Source organism: Streptomyces cylindrosporus (assembly GCF_022698165.1).
Classification (GTDB): Bacteria; Actinomycetota; Actinomycetes; order Streptomycetales; family Streptomycetaceae; genus Streptomyces; species Streptomyces cylindrosporus.
The window spans coordinates 216493-238092 of the sequence record NZ_JALDAY010000009.1; the positions used below are offsets into that span (position 1 = coordinate 216493).

The following is a 21600-nucleotide window of genomic DNA, read 5'->3' on the forward strand; positions in this document are numbered from 1 at the left end:
CTGAGCAATACGGAACTGTCTCCGAAAACGCTCAGCCAGATTGGATTCCCGTGAGCAATACCGACCCGCTCCCCAACCCCCACGCCTACCGCCCGCCCCGCGACACCGCCCGACGGGCCGCCCTGACCGTGCAGACCATCGCCGATGTCGCGGCCGGTTTCCTGGTCCTGTGGATCCTTCTCGACCTGCTCGGCGCGAACGAGGGCAATGTCTTCGTCGAGTTCGTGCACGCCGTCGCCGGCTGGCTGGCCGGATGGGCACAGGATATTTTCACCATGGACACAGAAAGCCTCCGCGTCCTCCTCAATTATGGTCTGCCCGCCGTGATTTATTTGGCGATCGGCCATGGAACAGCTGCACGGATCGGGCGAGTATGAATTCCAGCGAGAACGAGAATCTGCCGGTGTACGACAGCCTGGTGCGGGAACGCGGTGACGTCGTGACGGAGGCCAGGGAGGTCGCCGAGCAGGCCCAGCACCAGGCGCGCCAGGCGCTCGACGGCCACCACTGGGCCGAGCGGGAGGCGCGCCCGCCGGCGAACTAGACTGACCGGTGGTACTGGTCCGGCACGTGCACGTCCGCGCCGAGCTCCCGCGCCGCCGCCCGCGCCCACGACGGGCTGCGCAGCAGCTCGCGGCCGAGCAGCACCGCGTCCGCGTCGCCGTTGGCCAGGATCTTCTCGGCCTGTTCGACGTCGGTGATCAGACCCACCGCCGCGACCGGCAGCGAGGTCTCGGCCTTCACCCGGGCCGCGAACGGCACCTGGTAGCCGGGCCCGGTGGGGATGCGCACGCCGGCCGCGTTGCCGCCGGTGGAGACGTCGAGCAGGTCGATGCCATGGGCCTGGAGCTCGGCGGCGAAGCGGACGGTGTCGTCGGCCGTCCAGCCGCCCTCCTCCAGCCAGTCGGTCGCCGAGATCCGGAAGAACAGCGGCTTGTCGTCCGGCCACACCTCCCGCACGGCGTCCACGACCTCGAGGGCGAAGCGCACGCGGTTCTCGTACGAGCCGCCGTAGGCGTCGCTGCGGTGGTTGGAGTGCGGCGACAGGAACTCGTTGATCAGGTAGCCGTGGGCGCCGTGGATCTCGGCGACCTCCAAGCCCGCGGCGAGCGCGCGGCGGGCGGCATCGGCGAACTGGCCGACGATCTCCTGGATCTGATCGACCGTCAACTCGGCGGGCACCTGGTGCCCGGCGTCGAAGGCGAGCGCGCTCGGCGCGACCCCCTGCCATCCGCCGGCCTCCGGACCGAGCGGCGCGCCACCCTTCCAGGGCTGGTCGGTCGACGCCTTGCGCCCCGCGTGCGCCAGCTGGATGCCGGGCACCGTGCCCTGCGAGACGAGGAACCGCGTGATCCGGCGGAACGCCTCGACCTGCGTGTCGTTCCAGATCCCGAGGTCGTACGGGGAGATGCGGCCCTCGGGCGACACGGCCGTGGCCTCGGTCAGGATCAGGCCCGTGCCGCCGGCCGCGCGGGCCGCGAGGTGCGCGAAGTGCCAGTCGTTCGCGGCGCCGGTACCGGGCCCCTCGGCCTCGGCCGAGTACTGGCACATCGGGGCCATCCAGACCCGGTTCGGGATGATCGCACCGCGCAGGGTGAAGGGCTGGAAGAGGGCGCTCATCAGGAGCTGCTCCGTTCTCGCGGGACCGTAGGGCGCTTCGTACGATAGCCATCGTAGTACGTCGAATGTCAAACTACGATGGCTCTCGTACAATGGCCCTGTGAGTACCGCCCCCGCCCCCAGCAGCCGCGACCTGCGGCACCCCGCGAGCGAGGACATCCGGCTGGAAGCCGTGCTGCACGCGCTCTCCGATCCGATGCGGCTGCAGATCGTGCGTGAGCTCGCCGTCGGCCGCGACGAGCTCACGTGTTCGCAGTTCGCCCTGCCGGTGACCAAGTCCACCAGCACGCACCACTTCCGGGTGCTGCGCGAGGCGGGGGTGATCCGGCAGTGCTACCGGGGCACGGCCAAGATGAACGGCCTGCGCCGGCAGGAGCTAGACGACCTCTTCCCGGGACTGCTCGACGCCCTTCTCGCCGCCGCCGACCGGCAGGCCGTCCGCCTCGGGGAGGGCTGAACCGGCCTTCGACGGAAGGTGGTTGAAGAGCAGGTTCAGCACGATCGCGGTCAGGCAGCCGGCGCTGATGCCGCTGTTCATCACCGTCTGGAACCAGTCCGGGAACTTCTCGTAGACCGTCGGCACCCCGACCGGCAGCATGCCGACCGCCACCGACACCGCCACCACCGTGAGGTTGTGGTTGTCCTTGAAGTCCACCTGGGCGAGCGTGCGCAGGCCGCTCGCGGCCACCGTCCCGAACATCACCAGGCCCGCGCCGCCCAGCACCGGCGCCGGTATCGCCGCCACCACCGCGCCCAGCTTGGGCAGCAGGCCGAGCAGGACCAGGATCCCGCCCGCCGTGGCCACCACCCAGCGGCTGCGCACCCGGGTCATGCCGACCAGGCCCACGTTCTGCGCGTACGCCGTGTACGGGAAGGTGTTGAAGACGCCGCCCAGTACGGTCGACAGCCCGTCGGCGCGCAGACCGTCCGCGAGCGAGCGCGGCTCGACCCTGCGGCCGGTCATCTCGCCCACCGCGATCAGGTCACCGGTCGTCTCGGTCATCGTCACCAGCGCCACCACCAGCATCGAGATGATCGCCGAGGCGTGGAAGGTGGGCGCCCCGAAGTGGAACGGCGTGCTGATGCCCAGCCAGTCGGCGTCGCCGACCCCGTCGAAGTCCGTGAACCCGAAGGGCACCGCCACCGCCAGGCCCACCACGATGCCGATCAGCACCGCGATCCGGCTCAGGAACGCGGGCGCGAACCGCTGCACACCCAGCACCACCAGCAGCACGAAACCGGCCAGCGCGAGGTTCTTCGGCTCCCCGAAGTCCTTCGAACCGGCGCCGCCCGCCGCCCAGTTGCCCGCGACCGGCAGCAGCGAGACCCCGATGATCAGGATCACCGTGCCGGTGACCAGCGGCGGGAAGAAGCGCAGCAGCCTCCCGAACACCGGCGCCAGCAGCACGATCGCGAGCCCCGCGACGATCACCGAGCCGTAGATCGCGGGCAGTCCGCCGCCCGTCGTCCCGATCAGCACCATCGGCGACACCGCCGCGAACGTACAGCCCTGCATGATCGGCAGCCGCACGCCGAACCGCCAGAAGCCCACGCACTGGATGAGCGTGGCGATGCCGCACACCAGCAGATCGGCGGTGATCAGATACGCCAGGTCCGCGGGCGACAGCTTCATCGCACCGCCCACGATCAGCGGCACGGCCACCGCGCCCGCGTACATCGCGAGCACATGCTGCAGACCGAAAGCGGCCAACTGTCGTACGGGTGGGACCTCGTCGACGGGATGGACGGGGGCGGGTGTGGCCATGGGGACTCCAGAGCGGCGGCGGGGGGTGACATCCGAACAGAACGAGACCGTAAGGGCCTTGAACAGTTTGTTGATTTCCGGGTTGTTGCCGCTGTGTGTACTGCCCACTCGACGACGAACGACTCTGCTACGAGGCCGTCGCCCGCGCCGCGGCCAGCAGCGACTCCCAGTCGGCGAGCTTGACCACGCTCCGCCCGAGCGACGCCCCGAGCGCCGCCTCGGCCCGCTCGATGGCCTGCCATCCGGCCCACCGCACCGGCTCGATCCCTGCCGCCCGCAGCGCCGTGACCGGATCCTCCGGCAGTTCCTTCCGTACGAGCATGGAGGCGTCCTCCAGCAGGGAGGTCACCGTCTCCTTGGCGTCCGGCCGGTTGGTGCCGATCACACCCGTCGGGCCGCGCTTGATCCAGCCGGCCACGTACTCGCCCGGAACGGTGAAGCAGCCGTGCAGGACGCGGCCCCGCACGTGCGGCACGGTTCCGGTGTCCTCGTCGAACGGCAGTCCCTCCAGCGGGACTCCGCGATAGCCCACCGATCGCAGCACCAACTGGGCCTCGACGGTCTCGTACTGCCCGGTCCCGCGCACCCCGCCACGCCCGTCGGGCTCCGTCCGCTCGAAGAGCACCGCACCCACCCGCCCGTCCTCGGCGAGCAGTTCGACCGGCCGCAGGAAGAAGCGCAGCCAGATGGAGCGGGCGGCACCCCGCAAGCCCGCCCCGCCCCAGCCGCGCAGCACCTCCACGTTGCGCCGCTGGACCGCGGGCAGGGCGGACGGGTCGGCGTAGGCCGGGTCGATGGCCAACTCGTCGGGGTCCACGACGAGTTCGGTGTCCGGCAGCCCGCCCAGCTCGCGCAGCTCCTTCGTGGTGAAGCGGGCCTGGGACGGGCCGCGGCGGGCCACCATGTGGATGTCCGTCACCGGGCTCGCGGCCAGCGCGCTCAGCGCCGCCTGCGGCATGTCGGTGGGGCTCAGCTCGGCCGCGCCGCGGGCCAGCATCCGGGTGACGTCCACCGCGACGTTCCCGGCGCCGATCACCACGGCAGAGCGCGTGCCGCGGACGAAACCGTCGTCGACGGCGTCCGGATGGGCGCTGTACCAGGACACGAACTGGGTCGCCGACCAACTGCCCGGCAGGTCCTCGCCGGGGATCCCGAGGTGCCGGTCGGTGGCCGCGCCCACGCAGTACACGACCGCGTGGTACAGCTCCCGCAGCCGATCGGCCGGCAGGCCGCCGGGGCCCACCTGGACGCCGCCGAGGAAGCGCACCCGCTCGTGCTCCAGGACCGTACGCAGGTTGTTCTGCAGGGACTTGATCTTCTCGTGGTCCGGCGCGACCCCGTAGCGCACCAGGCCGTACGGGCACGGCAGCCGGTCCAGGACGTCGACGTGCACCCCTGGATCCAGCTGGACGAGGTTCTGGGCGGTGTAGACCCCGCTCGGCCCGGAGCCGACGACGGCGACACGCAGCACGGCGGAACCCCTTACGGCAGGAGATCGCTGACGGCACCAATATCGCACTGCGGGTGCTGGCCCGACAGGGTGTCGGCGCGCCGCACCTGTGCGTGTCCGTTCGTATGGAATGTGATCATGCGGTTACGTTGCGTGTGTGCTAGAAGCATCCTTTCTTAATCTTTCTGATCGTTGTCCGACGGACGGCACGGTGTCCGTGTGGCCCGCGTGGGAAGTGCAGGAGGGCGCGGGCGCGGTCACGACGGCCTGGTTCACCGTCCGGCTGGCGTTCCCCGACGGCGCCCGGGTCGACGCCCTTGCGGTGGTCGGCGAGGGGAGCGTCTCCCTGGAGGACGTCCGGGCCCAGCCCGCACTGTCCCTGGACGACCTGGGACTGCTCGCGGAGTGGATCGAGGACCCGCTCTTCGAGGCGTGCGGCCTCGGCGAGGACGCCTCCGAGGAGGCCGACGGGGCGACGGGCTCGCGGCGCGCCCGTCCCGCCTGGCCGCGGGGCATCGAGGGCCGATGGCTCGTCGCGCAGGAGTACCGGGCCGCACAGGAGGAGGGCGTCGACCCGGTCCTCGCGGTGATGTGCGCGACCGGGCACAGCCGCCGCAAGTCGCTCAGGCTGATCTCGCAGGCGCGTGACGCGGGGTTCCTGACGCCACGTCACGCACGCCGCTGACAAAGGGCGTTGGGACGGCCGACGTCACAGCAGGTCGCGCATCCGGCTGATCTCGCTCGTCTGCTGGGCGACCACGTCGTCGGCCATCTCCTCGATCAGGATGTTGTTGCCCTGCGCCTTCACCTCGGTCGCCATGGTGATCGCACCCTCGTGATGAGCGATCATCAGGGTGAGGAAGAGCCGGTCGAAGGCCTTCCCCTCGGCCGCCCGCAACTTCTTCAGCTGGGCGTCGCTCGCCATGCCGGGCATGCCCGTGTGATCGTGACCATCGGCCTTCTCGCTCTTGCCGTTGGTCTTCAACCAGCCCCGCATGGCCTTGATCTCGGGGCCCTGGGCGGCGGCGATCCGCTCGGCCAGCCGCTTCACCCGCGCCGACTCGGCGCGTTCCGGGGCAAGTTCGGTCATCTCCAGGGCCTGGGAGTGGTGCTCGATCATCATGCGGGCGTAGGAGACGTCCGCCGAATTGGGGGAGTCGTCCTCGGCGCGCTGCTCGGTGGCGTCGGCGGCGGAAAGTGTCCGGTTCTCCTCGCCCGGCCGGCCCGGCGCGATCACCGAAGGCCCGCTCGCCGCAGGTGACTTGGCCTCGGCCTCCGCGTCGCAACCCGTCAGCGCGACCAACGCCGTGGTGGCCAGCGCCGCCGCGGCGAGGGCTCTCCATGACCGGCCGAAAACCTTCATTGCGAGTTCGTTGCCCTCTGTTGATCTGTGCATGGTGAAGACGATACTTCGGTGATGCGTGAACCGTTCCGCCACGAACGGAACAAGGGAGGAAACAGTGACCCTGTTGAACCAGCTCCGAACGCGACGCAGACGCCTGGGAGTTGCCGCCGCCGCGGCCGGGCTCCTGGCCGCACTGCTGACCGCCGGACCGGCGGCCGCCACCCCTGACCCCGGGGACTCCCCGGCCACCGGCAAGGAGGTGTCGAAGAGCGCTCGGGCCGAAGCGGCCGAGGCCATCGCGAGCGGCGAGATACCCGGCCAGGACCAGATCGTCCACTCCGCCAACATCGAACCCCTGGTCAACATCCCCAAGGACGCCCTCGCCGGCACCAATTCGGACCTCGCCTTCCAGGGCAGGTACGCCTTCGCCGGCAACTACGACGGCTTCCGCGTCTTCGACATCAGCAACCCCAGGGCCCCGAAGACGGTCGCCCAAGTCCTGTGCCCCGGCTCGCAGAACGACGTCTCCGTCTCCGGGAACCTGCTCTTCCTGTCCACCGACTCCTCGCGCAGCGACAGCAGTTGCAACAGCACCACGCAGCCCGCGACCGAGAAGTCCTCCTGGGAGGGCATGAAGGTCTTCGACATCAGCGACAAGAAGAACCCCAAGTACGTCGCCGCCGTCGAGACCGCCTGCGGCTCGCACACCCACTCGCTGGTGCCGGAGCGCCGTGACGTCTACATCTACGTCTCCTCCTACTCGCCCAGCGCCACCTACCCGGACTGCCAACCGCCGCACGACGGCATCTCCGTCATCAAGGTGCCGCGCAGCCACCCGGAGAAGGCGGCCGTGGTGAACTTCCCCGTGCTCTTCCCGGGCGAGGGCCCCGACGGCGGCGGCAACCCGGGCTCGCCCACCAACCCGGGCGTCTCCAAGACCACCGGCTGCCACGACATCACCGTGCTGCCCTCCAAGGACCTGGCCGCAGGGGCCTGCATGGGCGACGGCGTCCTGCTCTCCATCAAGGACCCCGAGCATCCGAAGGTCATCGACCAGGTCCAGGACAACGTGAACTTCGCGTTCTGGCACTCGGCGACCTTCAACCAGAGGGCCGACAAGGTCGTGTTCACCGACGAGCTCGGCGGCGGCGGGGCGGCCACCTGCAACGCGGCGATCGGCCCCGACCGGGGTGCCGACGGCATCTACGACATCGTCGGCAAGGGCGACAAGCGCAAGCTCGTCTTCCGCAGCTACTACAAGATCCCGCGCCACCAGGCCGACACCGAGAACTGCGTCGCCCACAACGGCTCGCTGATCCCGGTCGAGGGCAAGGACATCATGGTCCAGGCCTGGTACCAAGGGGGCGTCTCCGTCTGGGAGTTCACCGACTCCTCGAAGCCGAGGGAGATCGCCTACTTCGAGCGCGGCCCGCTGTCCACCGACACCCTTCAGGTCGGCGGTTCCTGGTCGGCGTACTACTACAACGGCTACATCTACTCGAACGACATCGCCAAGGGCTTCGACGTCCTGAAGCTCACCGACCGGCGCACGGATCCGGCGAAGCGGGTACGGCTGGGCGAGCTCAACGTCCAGACGCAGCCGGACTACTTCGACTGACCGGGCTCTACGGCCGGTTCAGTGACCGGCCGGGCGGCCTGGGTGGCGGGTTCCGATTCGTCGCCGGTCGCGAAGAAGCGTGACAGATCCGTCCGTGGTGTCCCGTCGGCCGCCGACACGGCGCCCGGCGGGACACCCAACTCCGGGTCCAGCCGGTACCGCTTGAACAGCTCGGCGCGCAGAGTCCCGATCGGCATCGGCACGTTCGGCAGCACCATCGCGTAGACGGCGCCCATCAGCAGCGAGCGCAGCATCGGGTAGTCCCCGTCGACGTCCCGCGAACCGTGCCGGGCGACGGTGTCCCGCAGCAGCTCGGCCAGCCGCTTCTGCTCCGGGCACTGCACGAAGCCCTCCGCCTGCAGCAGCCCCGCCATGTGCTGGCGCATCAGCACGGGCCGGTCCCGGGCCAGCCCCAGGATCGCGTCTATCGCGCGGGCCATCCGCTCCCGCCCGTCCTGCGTCGGCGGCTCGCTCTCCAGCGCCTCCTCCAGCGAGCGGTGCATCAGCCGGTGCACCGCGGACTGCACGAGCTGGCGTTTCCCGGGGAAGTAGTACGACACCAGACCGCGCGCCGAGCCCGCCCGGTCCGCGATGTCGGCGAGTGTCGTCGCCTCGTACCCGCGCTCGCTCACCAGCTCGACGGCCGCCTGCAGGAGCCGCTCGCGGGAACGTCTCCGCAACTCTTCATTGACCGAGGCGCTGCGCGGGGACATGCTGTAACTCCGTCGTTGACTGGCTGCCAGCCAACTATACTCGGCGGGGTCGCGCCAAGGCCCCGAAGGGCCTGGTGAGGGCTGCCGTCCGTCTGGGGCGACGCGGGGGATCGTCTCAGGCGGGCGGTCTTCCCGCCCCGAAGGTGTCCTCAGGCGACTACTGCCGGATCACCGCACTCACGTCGCACCACGCCGCGGGCGTCCCTAGAGTGGCTACGGCTACGGCTACGGTGCCGAGCCGAGGAGCGTGCGGACATGGAGCAGGACCAGCAGATCCTGGCCAGGATCACGGCGATGGTCGAGGACGAGCGCAAGCTGCGGGAGTCCCTGGCGGCCGGTGACATCGACAGTACGACGGAACACCAGCGGCTCGGCGAACTGGAACGCGAACTCGACCAGTGCTGGGACCTGCTGCGGCAGCGGCGCGCGAAGACGGAGTTCGGAGAGAACCCGGACGAGGCGCAGGTACGGCCGTCCTCGCAGGTGGAGGGGTATCTGGAGTAGAGGCCGGCGGCGGGTCAGCCGACCAGGTCCAGCACCGGCCGCAGCGCGTCCGGGCGTTCCGGCACGGGCAGATGCCGTACGAGATGGAACCGGCACCCGAGCGCCACCGCGCCGCCGTCCGCCTCCGCGCTGTCACCGACCATCAGGGTGTCGCGCGGCTCGACCTCCAGCGCCGCGCAGGCCGCCGCGAACAGCCGGGGGTCGGGCTTCTGGATGCCGTGCTCGTACGACAGCACGTACGCGTCGACGAAGCGGCCCAGGCCGTGCGCCTCGAAGACGGGGCGCGGATCCCAGCCGATGTTGCTGACCACGCCGATCCCGAGACCGCGTTCGCTGAGCCCGCGCAGCACGTCGGCGGCGTCGGGATACGGCGCCCAGGCGGCGGGGGTCATGTGCCGCGCGTACAGCGCGTCGTGCAAGTCGGCGCGGGGAAGCGGCACTTGACGCGACAGACCGGTGTAGGCGGCCCGATGCGCCTCGGCACTCTCGTCCCGCACCCGCCACAACTCGACGAGCCCCTCGGGCAACCGCTCCGGAAACACTCCACCCGGCTGCGCCCCCACCACCTCCAACGCCTTCGCGACCTGCCCCAACTCCGGCTCCGCCAGCACGATCCCGGCGTCATCGAGCACGGCCCGCAACCAGGCCTCGGTGGACTCGATACGGAAGAGGGTGCCGGAGAAGTCGAAGAGAACGGCGCGCATGGGTGGATCTTACGGGGCGACATTCCAGCGAAGGGGAAGATCCGCACCGCAGAAGACACAGACGAAATCACCCTCGCGCACGATGTTGCACTCGACGCAACGCTCACAGCGCCGGAACACCACTTCGTGCGTGAACCGTCCCGGATGCCGTACACCAGCGCGATCCAGGGCGGCGGCGACCGCCGGCCAGGAGTCGAGGTCCGGGCAGTAGCCCGTGGACTGGTTGCTGACCTCCTGAGCCGTCCACTGTCCGGAGGCGCGGCCCAGGGTCATCTCGCCTGCGGCAAGCACCCGTCGACCACCGGCACACGCCACATGTTCACTTCGGCGGGGTGCCAGTCGCAGGAATCCGTCCAGCCCGACGACATAGGTGAACGGCTCCAGTGCCTCGTCGGCATCGCGTCCGGTCACCCAGGCCTCCAGGTCGGCGGCCGAGCGGATCGTGTGTCCCTCGCTGACCTCCCGGACAGTCGCCCGCAATTCCGCCGGGCCGACATAGCCGTAGCTGCGCGCCTGCGGGTTCAGGGCCCCCACCTCCGGTGGACCAGTACGGCCAGCGTCACCACCAGTGCTCCCAGCAGCCAGCCGCCCGCCACGTCCGACGGCCAGTGCACGCCCAGCCATATCCGGGTCAGGCCGACGCCGGTCACCGAGATCGCGGCCACCCACAGGGCTGTACGGCGCAGGGCGCGGGGTGCCCCGTAACGGTGGACGAGCCACAGGACGGAGCCGCAGACGATCGTGGCCGTCATGGCGTGGCCGGAGGGGTAGGCCGCGTAGTGGGCCGAGTCGACAGGGTCGGGCCAGACCGGGCGGGGGCGGTCGAGCGCGGCCTTGACGGACTGCTGCAGGACGTTGCCCACAGCGACGGTCATCGCCAGCCACAGGGCCGTCCACCACGCCGAGCGCCGCCACAGCAGCCACACCACGACCAGTGCGGTCAGCAGGCGCATGGTCCAGGGGTCCCAGACCCAGTCCGTCAGGATGCGGAACGTGTGCGTGAGGTCCGGCTCGTCGACCGCCCAGCGGTGCGTGGTGCGGGCGATGTCGCCGTCGAGGCTGATCAGGGGGTGCCACTCGGCCGCGACCAGGATGAGCAGGAGGACCGAGGCGACAGCCAGGACGGCTGCGGCGAGGGCGGTGGTGCGGTGGTCCGGCGGGTGGGGCGGGGAGTCGACGGGCGGGGTGTGCATACAGTGATCCTCGCCGACCGGCGGGGTGCGAGGCGAATGCCGGGGTGGGGGGCTTCGGTGCCAGGCACCCTGTGTCTACCCCAGCGCCCGCAACCCCGGCACCAACGCCACCACGACCGGCACCACCGGTACGAGCGTCGCCGTCGCCGTCAGGCCCAGGCGGCGGGCCGGTGTGAGGCGAGCCGGTGGGGTGAGGAGGCGGTGGACCCGTTGGGGGACGTGGGTCCCGGTGGTGGGGGAGGGGCCGAACACGCCCCGGTCCTCGTTGAGTTCGACCAACGCAAGCGCCGTCGTCAGGCGCCCGTGCCGACGGGACGCCGTGTCGTCCGCCGCCAGCTCCACCAGCCGGTGCATCTCGTCCCGGAACGCCGCGAACACCGGCACCTGCGGAAACCCGCCCGCCAGCGCCGCCGAACAGTGCAGCAGCCAGTCGTGCCGAGCCCGCGCATGCCCCTGCTCGTGCGCGAGTACGGCATCCAGCTGCCGCCCCTTCAAGCGGCGCAACGCCTCCGTCGTCACCACGAGTCGCGGCGCCGCCCCCGGCAGCCACCACGCGTCGGCCCGCTCGCCCTCCAGCACCACCAGCCGCCCGCCCACCGACTCCTCGCCGGGCAACAGCGGTGCGCGGACGAGGAGTTCGGCCCGCCGCTGCCGACGGCCCGCACGCGCCCGTACGACCTCCCGGACCAGCATCGCCCCGCTCCACAGCCCGGCGCACGCCAGCGTCACCGCGGTCGCCGCCGCCCAAGGGCCGGTCCCCCGCAGCGCGTACGCCTCCACGACCGCGTGCGGTGCCGAGGCGAAGACATGACCCCGTACCGCCTGCCAGGCCGCCGCCGCGCTCAACGTCATCGACAACGCACAACACAGCAGTACGGCCGCCACCACGCACTGCCACATCCACAGCGCCACCACCGGTTCGTGGTCCGGCCAGCCGGCCCGGGCGAGCAGCCGAGGCGCGACCACGGCGGTCAGCGCGCCGAGCAGCAACAGTGCCGCGGGGACCATCATGGCGATCACCCTATGAGCGCGGCGCCCACCGGGACACGGGCGCCGCGGCAAAGTGACGCAAACAACGGTTGCCCGTGGCGTGCGGTCGTTCAGAGCGTGATCAGCATCGCCACCATCGCGATCCCCATCGACAGCCGGCACGCCCGCGCCAGCTCCGGCCGATCGCCCCAGGCCACGGCCCCGCCACCCGCGGCCACCGGTATCAGGCGGACGCCGGACAGCAGGACGTAGACCGTGAAGTAGAGCAGCAACGCCCCGGTGAGCAAAGGGACTCCGGCGGATGCGCCGTGTCCCGCGTGGTGTGCGGGGGAGACGGCCATCGCGATCGCCATGTAGACCATGGCCGAGGTGCCGACCAGGTGGTGCAGATGGTGTCGGCTGGTCCGCGCCGACCACAGGGCGCGCAGCGCGGCCACGCCGAACAGCGCCGCGTACCCGGGCCAGGCCCACGACGGCGGACTGAACACCGCGGCCGGCACGGCCATCGCGGCCATCCCGAAGCCCATCAGCGCCTCGCCGCCCGCGGAACGGCGCTGCTCCTCGACGGTGCTGCGCATGCGCAGCAGACAGTAGGCGCCGGTCGCCGCACACAGCGCGACCAGCAGCCAGCCGGGCGAAGCCGGTCCGTGCACACGCACCTCCCCGCTCAACGGTGTCGACAGTCCGTCGATGCCCCGGCGATGCGGTGCGCACGCGAGCGCAAGGGTGTACACGGGGAGCATTCGAGGGAGCACGGGGGGGTGAGGGCGCGGGGCCCCGGGCGCGGAGGGGGCCCTCATGTCCCCTCGAATTCCTTTACGAGTAAAACACCTGCTAATGTTATGTCACATGACACTGGACAGGACCCCGGCCCCCACCGCCCCACGCCCCCGCCGCCTCCCCCTCACCACCCCCCTCCACCTGGGCCGCCCGTCCGACATCTGGTTCAAGCCCGCCCTGAGCGTCGTCGCCTCGGTCGCCCCGCCCAACCTCACGCTCCTGGCCCTCGGCCGCCTCGACCTGGCCATGTACACGATGGCCGGTTCCCTGTGCGCCCTCTACGCCCACAACCGCCCCTATGCCGCCCGGGCCCGTGTCCTGGCCTGGGTGATCCTCGGCATGGTCGGCGGTCTCGCCGTCGCCCTGCTCACCGCGTCCCTCGCCACCGGCGCCGTCGTACTGGTGACCGTCGGCGCCCTGCTGGCCGCCGCCCAGAAGGCGCTGTGCGACGCCACCCGCGTCGGCCCGCCCGGCAACGTCGTCCTCACCTTCATCAGCTCCGCCTCCCTCTTCGCCCCGCAGACCCTCGCCCAGGTCCCCGGCCACCTCGCCCTGGCCCTCGCGGCCGGCGCCTGGGCCTGGCTCGTCGGCATGGCACCCGGCCTCCTGCGCCCGCACGGCCCGGAACGCCGAGCCACCGCCCAGGCCCTGAACGCGTCCGCCGCGTACGCCGAAGCCCACGGCGCCGACGACCACCCCCACCCCCGCCATCGCGCCCCCGCGGCCGCCGCCGTCCAGGCCGCCTGGCAGACACTCCTCGCCGCCCGTGACCCCCGCACCCGGCGCGCTCTCGAAGGCCTCCTCGTCCGCGCCGAGGTCGCCCTCGCCGCCCCCGCCGACACCGACCCCGGGCGACTGCGCGCCTGGGCGCGCGAGTTGACCGGCACCGGCCCGATCCCGCAGGTCCACGACCCGGCCGCGGCCGATGAGCTCCTCGGTGTCGAGGCCGAACTCGCCGCCCCGGTCCGCCCGTTGTGGCGGCGGCTCGGCCCGCTCGCGCCCATCGCCGCGCGTACCGCCCTGGGTTGCGCCCTCGCCGGCTACGTCTCCCTCGCCCTCGGCGTCGGCCGCCCCTACTGGGCCCTGGTCACCGCCGCCTCCCTCTACCAGGCCAACCTCGCCCTCACCTGGAGCCGCGGCGTCCAGCGTGTCGTCGGCAACCTCCTCGGCGTTCTCCTCTTCGCCGCCGTCGTCCCCCTCGCGCATGTCAGTCAGGTGCTCCTCGTTCTCCTCTGCGTGGCCTTCAACTTCGGGGCCGAGGCGCTGATGGGCCGCAACTACTGGCTCGGGAGCGTGTGCGTGACTCCGATGGCGCTGCTCATCACCGAGTTCGCCCGGACACAGGAACCCGGGCAGCTGATCACCGAGCGGGTCCTGGACACCCTCGTCGGCGCCCTGGTCGGCTTCCTCGCCGCCGTCGCCGTGACGAACCGCCGCTCCGGCGATCGAGTCGACCACGCCCTGACCGCCGTCGAGCGCGCCCGCGAACGCGCCGCCCGCCTCCTGGCCGGCCCGGCCCCCGCGCCCGCCGCCCTGGAGTCCGCCCGCCGGTCACTCACCGCGGCCCTGGCCGACCTGCGCGCCACCGTGGACGCCGCGTCCGGCGAGTGGTGGCAGCGCGCGCTGCCCCAGGAGCGGGTCGTGCGCGCCGAGCAGGCCGGACACCGTACGCTCGCGGCGACGGTCCGGCACCAGGGGCTGCACGCGGACGGGAAAGCGGAGGGCGTACGGCGATGACGGCAGCGAACGGACGGCGGGCGGGCGTGACCGGGGGCGACACCGTCTCCGCGGTCGTCCGGCAGTGGCAGGCCGTACACCCCGGCCTCGACACCGGCCCGATGGAGATCATCGGCCGTATCAACCGCTGCGCCGCCCTCCTCCAGCAGGCCGAGGACGCCCCTCTGCGCCGGGCCGGCCTCAGCCGCCCCGAGTTCGACCTGCTCGGCGCCCTGCGCCGCACCGGCCACGAACTGACCCCCGGCGAGCTGGCCCGCGAGACCTTCTCCTCCGGCGCCGCCGTCACCAAACGCCTCAAGCTGCTCACCGAGCGCGGCCTGGTCGAGCGCCGCGTCGACACCCGCGACCGCCGCGTCGCCCACCTCCGCCTCACGGACGCCGGCCGCGACCTGGTCGACGGCATCCTGCCCGAGCAACTCGCCTACGAGACCGCCGTGCTCTCCGTCCTCGAACCCCAGCGACAGGGCGAACTGGCCGGACTGCTCGGCGAGTTGCTCGGGCAGCTGGAGGGCCGCCTCGACGCACTGCGCGCCTGAGCGGCGGCTTTCGGAAGTTTCGGGGGCCGGACGACCGTTGACGTGATCGATACGGACTCCTTACGTTCGACCCGGGCCGGTTCGGAACACCGACTGGCGTACGACATGCCGAACGAAAGAGGGATGCCGTGACAGCCGAGACCCTCACGGTCGACCTGGGCACCGAGACCGGCCCCTTCCACGGCGGCGCGAGCGGCACGCTCTACGGCCTGTACGGCGACGGGGTGCCCAGCCGGGCCGTGGTCGAGGGCATGTACGTCCGCACGGTCACCACCAAGGCCCAGGACGGCATCCAGCACCCCGGTGCCGACGCCCTGGAGATCCTCCCGTCCTTCGTCGCCGCGGGAGGCAAGGACGTCTACGTCTACATCCCCGACTTCCACCGCGGCTTCCCCTACGAATGGCCGGGCGCCACCGGAGCGGAACGGCTCGCGAACCACCTGGACGTGCTGCGCCGCCAGGTCGAGCAGGTGCGGACGCTCGACGGGCTCAAGTCCCATGTGGTGTACGTGCCGTTCAACGAACCCGAGGGCAACATGTTCGGCACGGGGGAGTGGAGCTACGACGGCGTTTCCTGGCACACCGAGCCCGGCCCCTTCTTCGCGGCCTGGGCACAGGCGTACCGGCTCATCCGGGAGCTGGACCCCGAGGCGCGCATCGCCGGGCCCAACACCTGCGTCCTGTACCCGGAGGTGCGCGGCTTCCTGGAGTTCGCGCGCGATCACGACGTCCTGCCCGACGTGGTCACCTGGCACGAGCTGTCCTCGCCGGACGAGGTCCGCACGAACGTCGCCAAGTACCGTGAGCTGGAGCGGGAGTTGGGCATCGGGCCGCTGCCCGTCAACCTCAACGAGTACGCGCACAACTACCACCTCTCCGTCCCCGGGCAGATGATCCAGTGGATCGCCGCGATCGAGGAGTGCAAGGTGGACGCCGACCTGGCGTACTGGAACATCGCCGGCAACCTCAACGACTCCGCGGTCGAGGCCAACAAGGGCAACGGGCAGTGGTGGCTGTTCAACGCGTACGGACAGCTGTCCGGCACCACGGTCCAGGTGAGGGCGCCGCGGCCCAACGTGCAGTACACCCTCCAGGGCGTCGCCGCCCTCGACCGGGAGAAGCGGCAGGCGCGGGTGCTGTTCGGCGGCGCGAGCGGTGCCGCGGACGTGGTCGTCGAGGGCGTCGACGAGGGGATCTTCGGCGGGCGGGTGCATCTGCGACTGCAGGAGATCCCGTGGACCGGCCAAGTCGGCGCCGCCGAACAGCCGTTGCTGCTGCGCGAGATCGAACTGCCGGTTGTGGACGGCAGGGTGAGGCTGCCGCTGACCGGCCTCGACGAGATGTCGGCCTACCAGTTGATCGTCTCTCCCGGCGGGAATGGCGCCAACCTGCTTCCGGCGTCGGTGAGTTGGCGGCGGACGTACGAGGCGGAGGACGCGGAGCACACGGGCGGCGGCTACTCCCGGAACGGGCCCGAGGGGTCCCCGTCCGACGTCGACAGGTTCGCGACCTCGGGCGGCTACCACGTGGGCGGCCTGCGCACCGGTTCCGACCTCGTCCTCGCCTTCGGCGTCGAGGTCCCGCAGGACGGCACGTACGACCTCCGGATCTTCGCCAACTCCCACAACGAGGCCGAGCTGGTACGGGAGCAGGGGCCCACCAACGTCTTCCTGCGTGTCGACGGCCGGGACGCACGCGAGCTGCGGCTGCCGCTCGGCTACAAGTGGGCCGTGTGGGGCCACACCGACACGACCGTCGAGCTGACCGCGGGACCGCACCGGATCACCCTTTCCGCCCAGGACCCCGACCTCGGCGTGACCAAGGGCGACGCGGTCGTCGACAGGCTGGACCTCGCCCTGCGGAACAGGGACCAAGTGGCGCTGTACGAAGCCGAGTTCGCGGCTCTCGGCGGCGGGGCACAGGTCGATTACATCGAGCCTGGCGCCTCGGGCCCCGGTGCCGTGGTCCTCCCGCGCGGCGGCACCGTCACCTTCTGGGTGCACGCGGCCGACGACGGCGAGGCGACGGTCACCGTCGACCTGCTGGGGACCGGCGACGGCCTGCTCACGGTCAACGGCGAGGACGTCGGACGGGTCGAGCGCGGTGCGGTACCTCTCTTCCTGGCCGGAGGCATCAACAAGGTGACGGTGACCGGGACTTCGGAGCGGCTGGTGGTCGACCGGCTGCGTGTCGGCCCGTCCCGCGGGCTGCTGCCGGCGCGAGTGACCGCCGCCGAGGAAGGCTCCTTGACCGGCACGGCCAAGGTGACCGGATACCCGTACGCCACCGGTGGCAAAGCGGTCGACGGCATCGGCGCCGGCCCCGCGAACTCCCTCACCCTCACCGTGACGGCCCAGCACCCCGGACGCCACGCGCTCACCGTCCGCTATTCCAACGGCGAGCAGGCGCCCGCCACGCACTACAACCCCGACCCGGTCTGCCGGCACGCGGACATCTCCGTCAACGGAGCGGCCCCGCACCGCGTCCTGTTCCCGACCACCTTCCACTTCAACAACTTCTGGCAGCTGTCCGTCCCGGTCACCCTCGACCAGGGCGCCAACACCGTGACCTTCACCGCCGACGAACTCCCCGACTTCGACGGCCGAAGCAGGAACCGACACGGCCAGCGCTCCGCCTACGCCCCGGTCATCGACCGGATCACGATCACACCGCTCACCCTGCCCAACCAGCGGCCCCGCGGCCGGGGCCGTACCGCCCCCGCACACCCCTGAGGAGCGGTCCTCAGCGCTGCGGCCCCTCGGCGTACACCCCGAACATCGCGCCCTGCGGATCCCTCAGCACTCCGATCCGCCGGACGTCGCCCAGGGACGTCGGCTCCATCAGGACGTTGCCGCCCGCCCCGGTCGCCGTGGTCGCGGTGGTGTCGACGTCGGTCACCGCGAAGTACGGCTGCCAGTGCGCCGGGACCTCGTGCGGGAACTTGTCGTCCATCCTCATCATTCCGCCGAAGTCGGCGCCGTCGATGCCCCACTGCGTGTAGTGCTCCGAGGCGTTGACGCTCCAGCCGAACACCGTGGTGTAGAAGTCGACGGCGCGCTCCGGGGCGCGGGTCAGCAGCTCCACCCAGCCCAGTGAGCCGGGCGCGTTGAAGAGCCCGGCGCCCGGGAAGGTGCGCGCCTGCCACAGCTGGAAGACGGCACCGGTCGGATCGACCGCCACCGCGAACCGGCCGATGTCGAACACGTCCATCGGGCCGAGCAGCACCGTCCCGCCGGCCGCCGTCACCTTCCGCGTCGCCTCGTCCGCGTCCGGCACCGCGAACGACACGTTCCACGCCACCGGCTGCGACTCCTGGTACAGCGGCGTCAGCGCGGCGACCGCCGCCTCCCCGACGTGCGCGACCGTGTAGCCGCCCGCCTCCTGCCGGGGATCCGTCTCATGGCGCCAGCCGAAGAGCTCGGCGTAGAACCGCTTCGCGCCGTCCAGGTCACTGGTTCCCAGCTCGGTCCAGCAGGGCCCGCCGGTCACCGGCTTGTCGAGCTTCATGGCGTTCCTTCCGGAGCAGATCCGAGGCCGACCCCCTCCAGCACGCTAGTCCCACGCCCGGCCCCCGGCCATCCGACGCCAACCCCCTCGCGCCCGGCGCCGCCACCGACGTACCCTCCCCTCGTACCGCATCGCATGGCGGCCTCCAGCCCACCACCCCTGTCCGGAGGTCCCGCATGTCCGCGCTCACGGTGCGCCCCTTCCGCCGCGACGACCGCGACCAGCTCACCGAACTGATCAACGCGCATGTCGCCGCCGTCGTGCCCGGCGTCTCCGTCTCGGTCAACACCGTCCTCAGCGAACTGGAACGCCGGCCCAGCGAGTCCATCACCGACCCCTGGGTCGGCGAGCGCGTGACGCTCGTCGCCGAACAGCGCGGCTCGGTCGTGGCCGCCGCCCACCTCCTGCGCTACCGCACCGGCCCGGAGGTCGGCGAGACCTACCGGGACGCCGGTGAGATCGACTGGTTCGTGTTCCGGCCGCCCGCGTCCTTCTGGCCGGACTCCGACCTCGCCGCCGAGCAGCTGATGGCCGCCTGCCTCGCCCTGCTCGCCCGCTGGAACGTCCGCGTCCGCTACGCCGGCGGCGCGGTCCCGGCCCCCGTCGTCCACGGCCTGCCCCGCAACTGGCCGCACGTCCGCGCCCTCTACGAACGCTCCGGCTTCCGGCACGCGGGCGACACGGAGGTCCTCCTGATCGCACGGGTGGCGGACCTGCCGAGGCCGGAAGCCGGGCCCGGACCGCGCTTCGAGCGCACCCTGGGGGAGTGCGGCACCCGCTTCACGGCATACGACGACACAGGCGCCGCCCGCGGCTTCATCGAGGTCGACACCGCCCTGGCCCGCCCCGAACGCCACGCGCGTGCCGCGGGCCTCGCCGACATCGGCAACCTGCACATCGACCCCGCTTCGTACGACACGGGCCTGGAACACCGGCTCCTCGCCCATGCCGCCGCCTGGCTCCGCCTGGCCGGCGTGGACCGCCTCCTCGCCTACGAGCCGGCCCAGGACAAGGCCGCGATCGAGCTGTTGCTGGGCGCGGGCTTCACCGAGCTGACCCGCACGGACCGCGGCTGGGAGCACCGGCCCGGCTGACCGACCTCGCGCGGAACCGGCAAGGGTCAGATCCCCGGCCGGTACCGAATCGGATGATCCGCCGGAACCTCCACCAGCACGATCGGCATCCCGTCCGGATCGGCGATCCACATCTCGACCAGCCCCCACGGCTCCTTCACCGGCGGCCGGGCGATCTCGACCCCCGCGGCCCGCAGCTCCTCGTGCGCCGCGGCCACGTCGTCCACCTGGAGCCACAGCCGTACGGCCGGGGAGGGCGGGGCCTCGGCGCGTCCCGAGAGCTCCAGGAAGCCGCCGCCGAGGAAGTAGACGGTGCCGCGCTCCGGGCCCGTGCCGAACTCGCGGTAGACGGCGAGGCCCAGTTGCTCGCCGTAGAAGCGGCGCGAGCGCTCGGGGTCGGTGGGGTGGAGCAGGGTCCGGCTGCTGAGAACATGCACCATGCACAGGGAGCCTAGTGGTGGCGTTACGCTCGTCCCTGCCCGCGCCGCGCCCGAGATCGGAGACCCGCACCATGGACACCGCCGCCGCCGACGGACTGACCTTCCGTGACGCCACCGACGCCGACGTGGACGACCTCGTCTCGCTGGTCGAGTCGGCGTACCGCGGGGACTCCAGCCGTGCCGGGTGGACCACCGAGGCGGACATCCTGGAGGGGCAGCGGACGGACCCGGAAGGTGTGCTCGCGGTCATCACGTCGCCGGACAGCCGGCTGCTGACGGTCGAGCGGGACGGCGTGATCGTCGCCTGCTGCCAGCTCGAACACCGCGGCACCCACGCCTACTTCGGGATGTTCGCCGTCAGCCCGAAGCTCCAGGGCGGCGGACTCGGCAAGGTGATCATCGCGGAGGCGGAGCGCACGGTCCGCGAGACCTGGGGCGCGACCGAGATGCACATGACGGTGATCTCCGTACGCGAGGACCTGATCGCGTGGTACGAGCGCCGCGGCTACCGCCGTACGGGAAAGATGACCCCGTTCCCGTACGGCGACGAGCGCTTCGGCATTCCGCAGCGCGCCGACCTGCAGTTCGAGCTGCTGGTCAAGGAGCTGGCGTGACGTTCATGCGGTGAAGCGGCCGGTGCGCTTGATCTCCGGGTAGTCGGTGGTCGCGCCGTCCAGTTGCAGGGCCCGTACGAGACGCAGATGGTCCTGCGTGTTCACCACCCAGCCGATGATCCGCAGGTCCGCCTTGCGGGCCAGCTCCACGACCTCCATGGTCAGGCGGCGGATGTTGAGGCAGACGGTCGAGGCACCGGCGTCGACGGCGCGGTCCACGACGTCGGTGCCGTAGCGGCTGCCGATCAGCGCGGTGCGCACGCCGGGCACCAGCCGGGCGATCTCGGCGACCGCCTCGTCGTGGAACGAGGAGACCTCCACCCGCGAGACCAGGTCCCGCTTCAGCATGACCTCGGCCAGCGCGCGGGCCGCCTGCACGTCCTTGATCTCGGCCTGCAGCGGCGACCGTACGGCGTCCAGGACCTCCTCGAAGACCGGTACCCGCTCCCCACGGCCCGCGTCCAGGGCGCGCAGTTCGGCGAGGGTCTTGTCGGCGATCGGGCCGGTGCCGTCGGTCGTGCGGTCCACGTCGGTGTCGTGCATGACGACGAGGGCGCCGTCCTTGCTCAGATGCAGATCGAGTTCGATGACGTCGAGGCCGGCCTGCTGGGCGGCGACGAAGGAACGGAGGGTGTTCTCGGGCTCGACACCCATGACTCCGCGATGACCGATGGTAAGGAAGTTCAAGGTTCAACTCGCTTCCGTCGACGGCGGCTCGGGCCACACGGACCGGAGCGGACGGTCGCGCGGGCAGAGCCGCAGCCTAACGGCCCGGCCCGGCGATGAACCCGCTCGTACACGGGGGATCGGCGTGACGCGCGGGGCGGACCTGGCTCGTACCGGCGGGGGCGGTCACCCTGCCGTGGGCGAGTCCTGCGGGCATTGACCAGTGGCTGATACCCGCACGGGCCGTACGTATACCCGGAAGAACCGCCTCCACCGCGTCCGGCAGGAAAAAGTTCGGTGACGATGTGGGTGCGCAGGATAATTTCCCGAGGCTCCCCTTGCTGG

At 71.4% G+C, this 21600-nt stretch carries 24 protein-coding genes; 11 read left to right on the forward strand and 13 right to left on the reverse strand.

Going from position 1 to position 21600, the window contains the following annotated elements; all coding sequences use genetic code 11:
* The first annotated feature begins 50 nt into the window (after positions 1–50).
* Positions 51–377 carry a hypothetical protein gene (locus MQP27_RS29380; RefSeq protein ID WP_242768975.1) on the forward strand — a complete coding sequence of 109 codons (327 nt, stop codon included), beginning with the start codon at positions 51–53 and terminating at the stop codon, positions 375–377.
* Positions 374–544: a hypothetical protein gene (locus MQP27_RS29385; RefSeq protein WP_242768976.1), complete on the forward strand. Its 171-nt coding sequence runs from the start codon at positions 374–376 to the stop codon at positions 542–544. Before MQP27_RS29380 ends, MQP27_RS29385 begins: the two co-directional genes overlap by 4 nt.
* Here MQP27_RS29385 and MQP27_RS29390 read toward each other — a convergent pair.
* A complete protein-coding gene (locus MQP27_RS29390) occupies positions 541–1620 on the reverse strand; it encodes an NADH:flavin oxidoreductase/NADH oxidase (RefSeq protein ID WP_242768977.1) in 1080 nt (359 codons plus the stop codon). The two genes, MQP27_RS29385 and MQP27_RS29390, sit on opposite strands and share 4 nt — an antisense overlap.
* A 100-nt stretch (positions 1621–1720) precedes the next feature.
* On the opposite strand from MQP27_RS29390, the gene MQP27_RS29395 reads away from it, so the two are divergent.
* Positions 1721–2077 (forward strand): ArsR/SmtB family transcription factor, encoded by a 357-nt coding sequence (locus MQP27_RS29395; RefSeq protein ID WP_242768978.1) that lies wholly within the window; start codon positions 1721–1723, stop codon positions 2075–2077.
* Here MQP27_RS29395 and MQP27_RS29400 read toward each other — a convergent pair.
* Together MQP27_RS29400 and MQP27_RS29405 are read right to left on the reverse strand one after the other, a co-directional pair.
* Positions 1997–3385, reverse strand: a complete 1389-nt coding sequence (locus MQP27_RS29400; RefSeq protein WP_242768979.1) for a nucleobase:cation symporter-2 family protein — start codon at positions 3383–3385, stop codon at positions 1997–1999. The genes MQP27_RS29395 and MQP27_RS29400 overlap by 81 nt on opposite strands.
* Positions 3386–3512: 127 nt before the next feature.
* On the reverse strand, positions 3513–4856 hold the full coding sequence (locus tag MQP27_RS29405; protein WP_242768980.1) for an FAD-dependent oxidoreductase: 1344 nt from the start codon (positions 4854–4856) through the stop codon (positions 3513–3515).
* 190 nt (positions 4857–5046) lie between these two features.
* Here MQP27_RS29405 and MQP27_RS29410 point away from each other — a divergent pair, with 190 nt between their 5' ends.
* Entirely contained in the window at positions 5047–5520 is a 474-nt protein-coding gene (locus MQP27_RS29410; RefSeq protein ID WP_242768981.1) for a DUF6214 family protein, read from the forward strand.
* 24 nt (positions 5521–5544) lie between these two features.
* On the opposite strand, the gene MQP27_RS29415 is transcribed toward MQP27_RS29410, so the two are convergent.
* The gene (locus MQP27_RS29415; protein ID WP_242769402.1) at positions 5545–6198 is read right to left on the reverse strand and encodes a DUF305 domain-containing protein; all 654 of its coding nucleotides are present in this window, start codon (positions 6196–6198) and stop codon (positions 5545–5547) included.
* A 97-nt stretch (positions 6199–6295) separates the two neighbouring features.
* Between MQP27_RS29415 and MQP27_RS29420 the strand changes: the two genes are divergently transcribed.
* Complete coding sequence (locus tag MQP27_RS29420; protein WP_242768982.1) at positions 6296–7798, forward strand: LVIVD repeat-containing protein; 1503 nt, start codon at positions 6296–6298, stop codon at positions 7796–7798.
* Here MQP27_RS29420 and MQP27_RS29425 read toward each other — a convergent pair.
* Positions 7786–8511, reverse strand: a complete 726-nt coding sequence (locus tag MQP27_RS29425) for a TetR/AcrR family transcriptional regulator (protein WP_242768983.1) — start codon at positions 8509–8511, stop codon at positions 7786–7788. The two genes, MQP27_RS29420 and MQP27_RS29425, sit on opposite strands and share 13 nt — an antisense overlap.
* Before the next feature lie 255 nt (positions 8512–8766).
* Here MQP27_RS29425 and MQP27_RS29430 point away from each other — a divergent pair, with 255 nt between their 5' ends.
* On the forward strand, positions 8767–9015 hold the full coding sequence (locus MQP27_RS29430) for a DUF2630 family protein (protein ID WP_242768984.1): 249 nt from the start codon (positions 8767–8769) through the stop codon (positions 9013–9015).
* Between the two features lie 14 nt (positions 9016–9029).
* Here the strand turns inward: MQP27_RS29430 and MQP27_RS29435 are convergent, their stop codons facing one another.
* The 5 genes from MQP27_RS29435 to MQP27_RS29455 form a co-directional block, all read right to left on the reverse strand.
* Positions 9030–9719, reverse strand: a complete 690-nt coding sequence (locus MQP27_RS29435) for an HAD family hydrolase (protein ID WP_242768985.1) — start codon at positions 9717–9719, stop codon at positions 9030–9032.
* 9 nt (positions 9720–9728) lie between these two features.
* On the reverse strand, positions 9729–10244 hold the full coding sequence (locus MQP27_RS29440) for a hypothetical protein (protein ID WP_242769404.1): 516 nt from the start codon (positions 10242–10244) through the stop codon (positions 9729–9731).
* Positions 10241–10912, reverse strand: coding sequence for a phosphatase PAP2 family protein (locus MQP27_RS29445; RefSeq protein ID WP_242768986.1), 672 nt, complete (start codon positions 10910–10912; stop codon positions 10241–10243). Before MQP27_RS29445 ends, MQP27_RS29440 begins: the two co-directional genes overlap by 4 nt.
* A 75-nt stretch (positions 10913–10987) precedes the next feature.
* On the reverse strand, positions 10988–11923 hold the full coding sequence (locus MQP27_RS29450) for a M56 family metallopeptidase (protein ID WP_242768987.1): 936 nt from the start codon (positions 11921–11923) through the stop codon (positions 10988–10990).
* A gap of 89 nt (positions 11924–12012) precedes the next feature.
* Positions 12013–12555, reverse strand: a complete 543-nt coding sequence (locus MQP27_RS29455; protein ID WP_242768988.1) for a DUF5134 domain-containing protein — start codon at positions 12553–12555, stop codon at positions 12013–12015.
* A 196-nt stretch (positions 12556–12751) separates the two neighbouring features.
* On the opposite strand from MQP27_RS29455, the gene MQP27_RS29460 reads away from it, so the two are divergent.
* The 3 genes from MQP27_RS29460 to MQP27_RS29470 all read left to right on the forward strand — a co-directional run bounded on the left by MQP27_RS29460 (position 12752) and on the right by MQP27_RS29470 (position 17687).
* Entirely contained in the window at positions 12752–14419 is a 1668-nt protein-coding gene (locus MQP27_RS29460; RefSeq protein ID WP_242768989.1) for an FUSC family protein, read from the forward strand.
* Positions 14416–14955: a MarR family winged helix-turn-helix transcriptional regulator gene (locus MQP27_RS29465; protein WP_242768990.1), complete on the forward strand. Its 540-nt coding sequence runs from the start codon at positions 14416–14418 to the stop codon at positions 14953–14955. The genes MQP27_RS29460 and MQP27_RS29465 overlap by 4 nt, the downstream gene beginning before the upstream one ends.
* A 128-nt stretch (positions 14956–15083) precedes the next feature.
* Positions 15084–17687 carry a carbohydrate-binding protein gene (locus MQP27_RS29470; protein WP_242768991.1) on the forward strand — a complete coding sequence of 868 codons (2604 nt, stop codon included), beginning with the start codon at positions 15084–15086 and terminating at the stop codon, positions 17685–17687.
* A gap of 10 nt (positions 17688–17697) precedes the next feature.
* Here MQP27_RS29470 and MQP27_RS29475 read toward each other — a convergent pair whose 3' ends face one another.
* Positions 17698–18462: a VOC family protein gene (locus MQP27_RS29475; protein ID WP_242768992.1), complete on the reverse strand. Its 765-nt coding sequence runs from the start codon at positions 18460–18462 to the stop codon at positions 17698–17700.
* Between the two features lie 176 nt (positions 18463–18638).
* Here MQP27_RS29475 and MQP27_RS29480 point away from each other — a divergent pair, with 176 nt between their 5' ends.
* Positions 18639–19556 carry a GNAT family N-acetyltransferase gene (locus MQP27_RS29480; RefSeq protein ID WP_242768993.1) on the forward strand — a complete coding sequence of 306 codons (918 nt, stop codon included), beginning with the start codon at positions 18639–18641 and terminating at the stop codon, positions 19554–19556.
* Positions 19557–19582: 26 nt separating this feature from the next.
* Here the strand turns inward: MQP27_RS29480 and MQP27_RS29485 are convergent, their stop codons facing one another.
* A complete protein-coding gene (locus MQP27_RS29485) occupies positions 19583–19975 on the reverse strand; it encodes a VOC family protein (protein WP_242768994.1) in 393 nt (130 codons plus the stop codon).
* Positions 19976–20046: 71 nt separating this feature from the next.
* Here MQP27_RS29485 and MQP27_RS29490 point away from each other — a divergent pair, with 71 nt between their 5' ends.
* Positions 20047–20589: a GNAT family N-acetyltransferase gene (locus MQP27_RS29490; protein WP_242768995.1), complete on the forward strand. Its 543-nt coding sequence runs from the start codon at positions 20047–20049 to the stop codon at positions 20587–20589.
* A gap of 3 nt (positions 20590–20592) precedes the next feature.
* Here MQP27_RS29490 and MQP27_RS29495 read toward each other — a convergent pair whose 3' ends face one another.
* Positions 20593–21276: a glycerophosphodiester phosphodiesterase gene (locus MQP27_RS29495; protein ID WP_242768996.1), complete on the reverse strand. Its 684-nt coding sequence runs from the start codon at positions 21274–21276 to the stop codon at positions 20593–20595.
* Positions 21277–21600 lie beyond the last annotated feature (324 nt).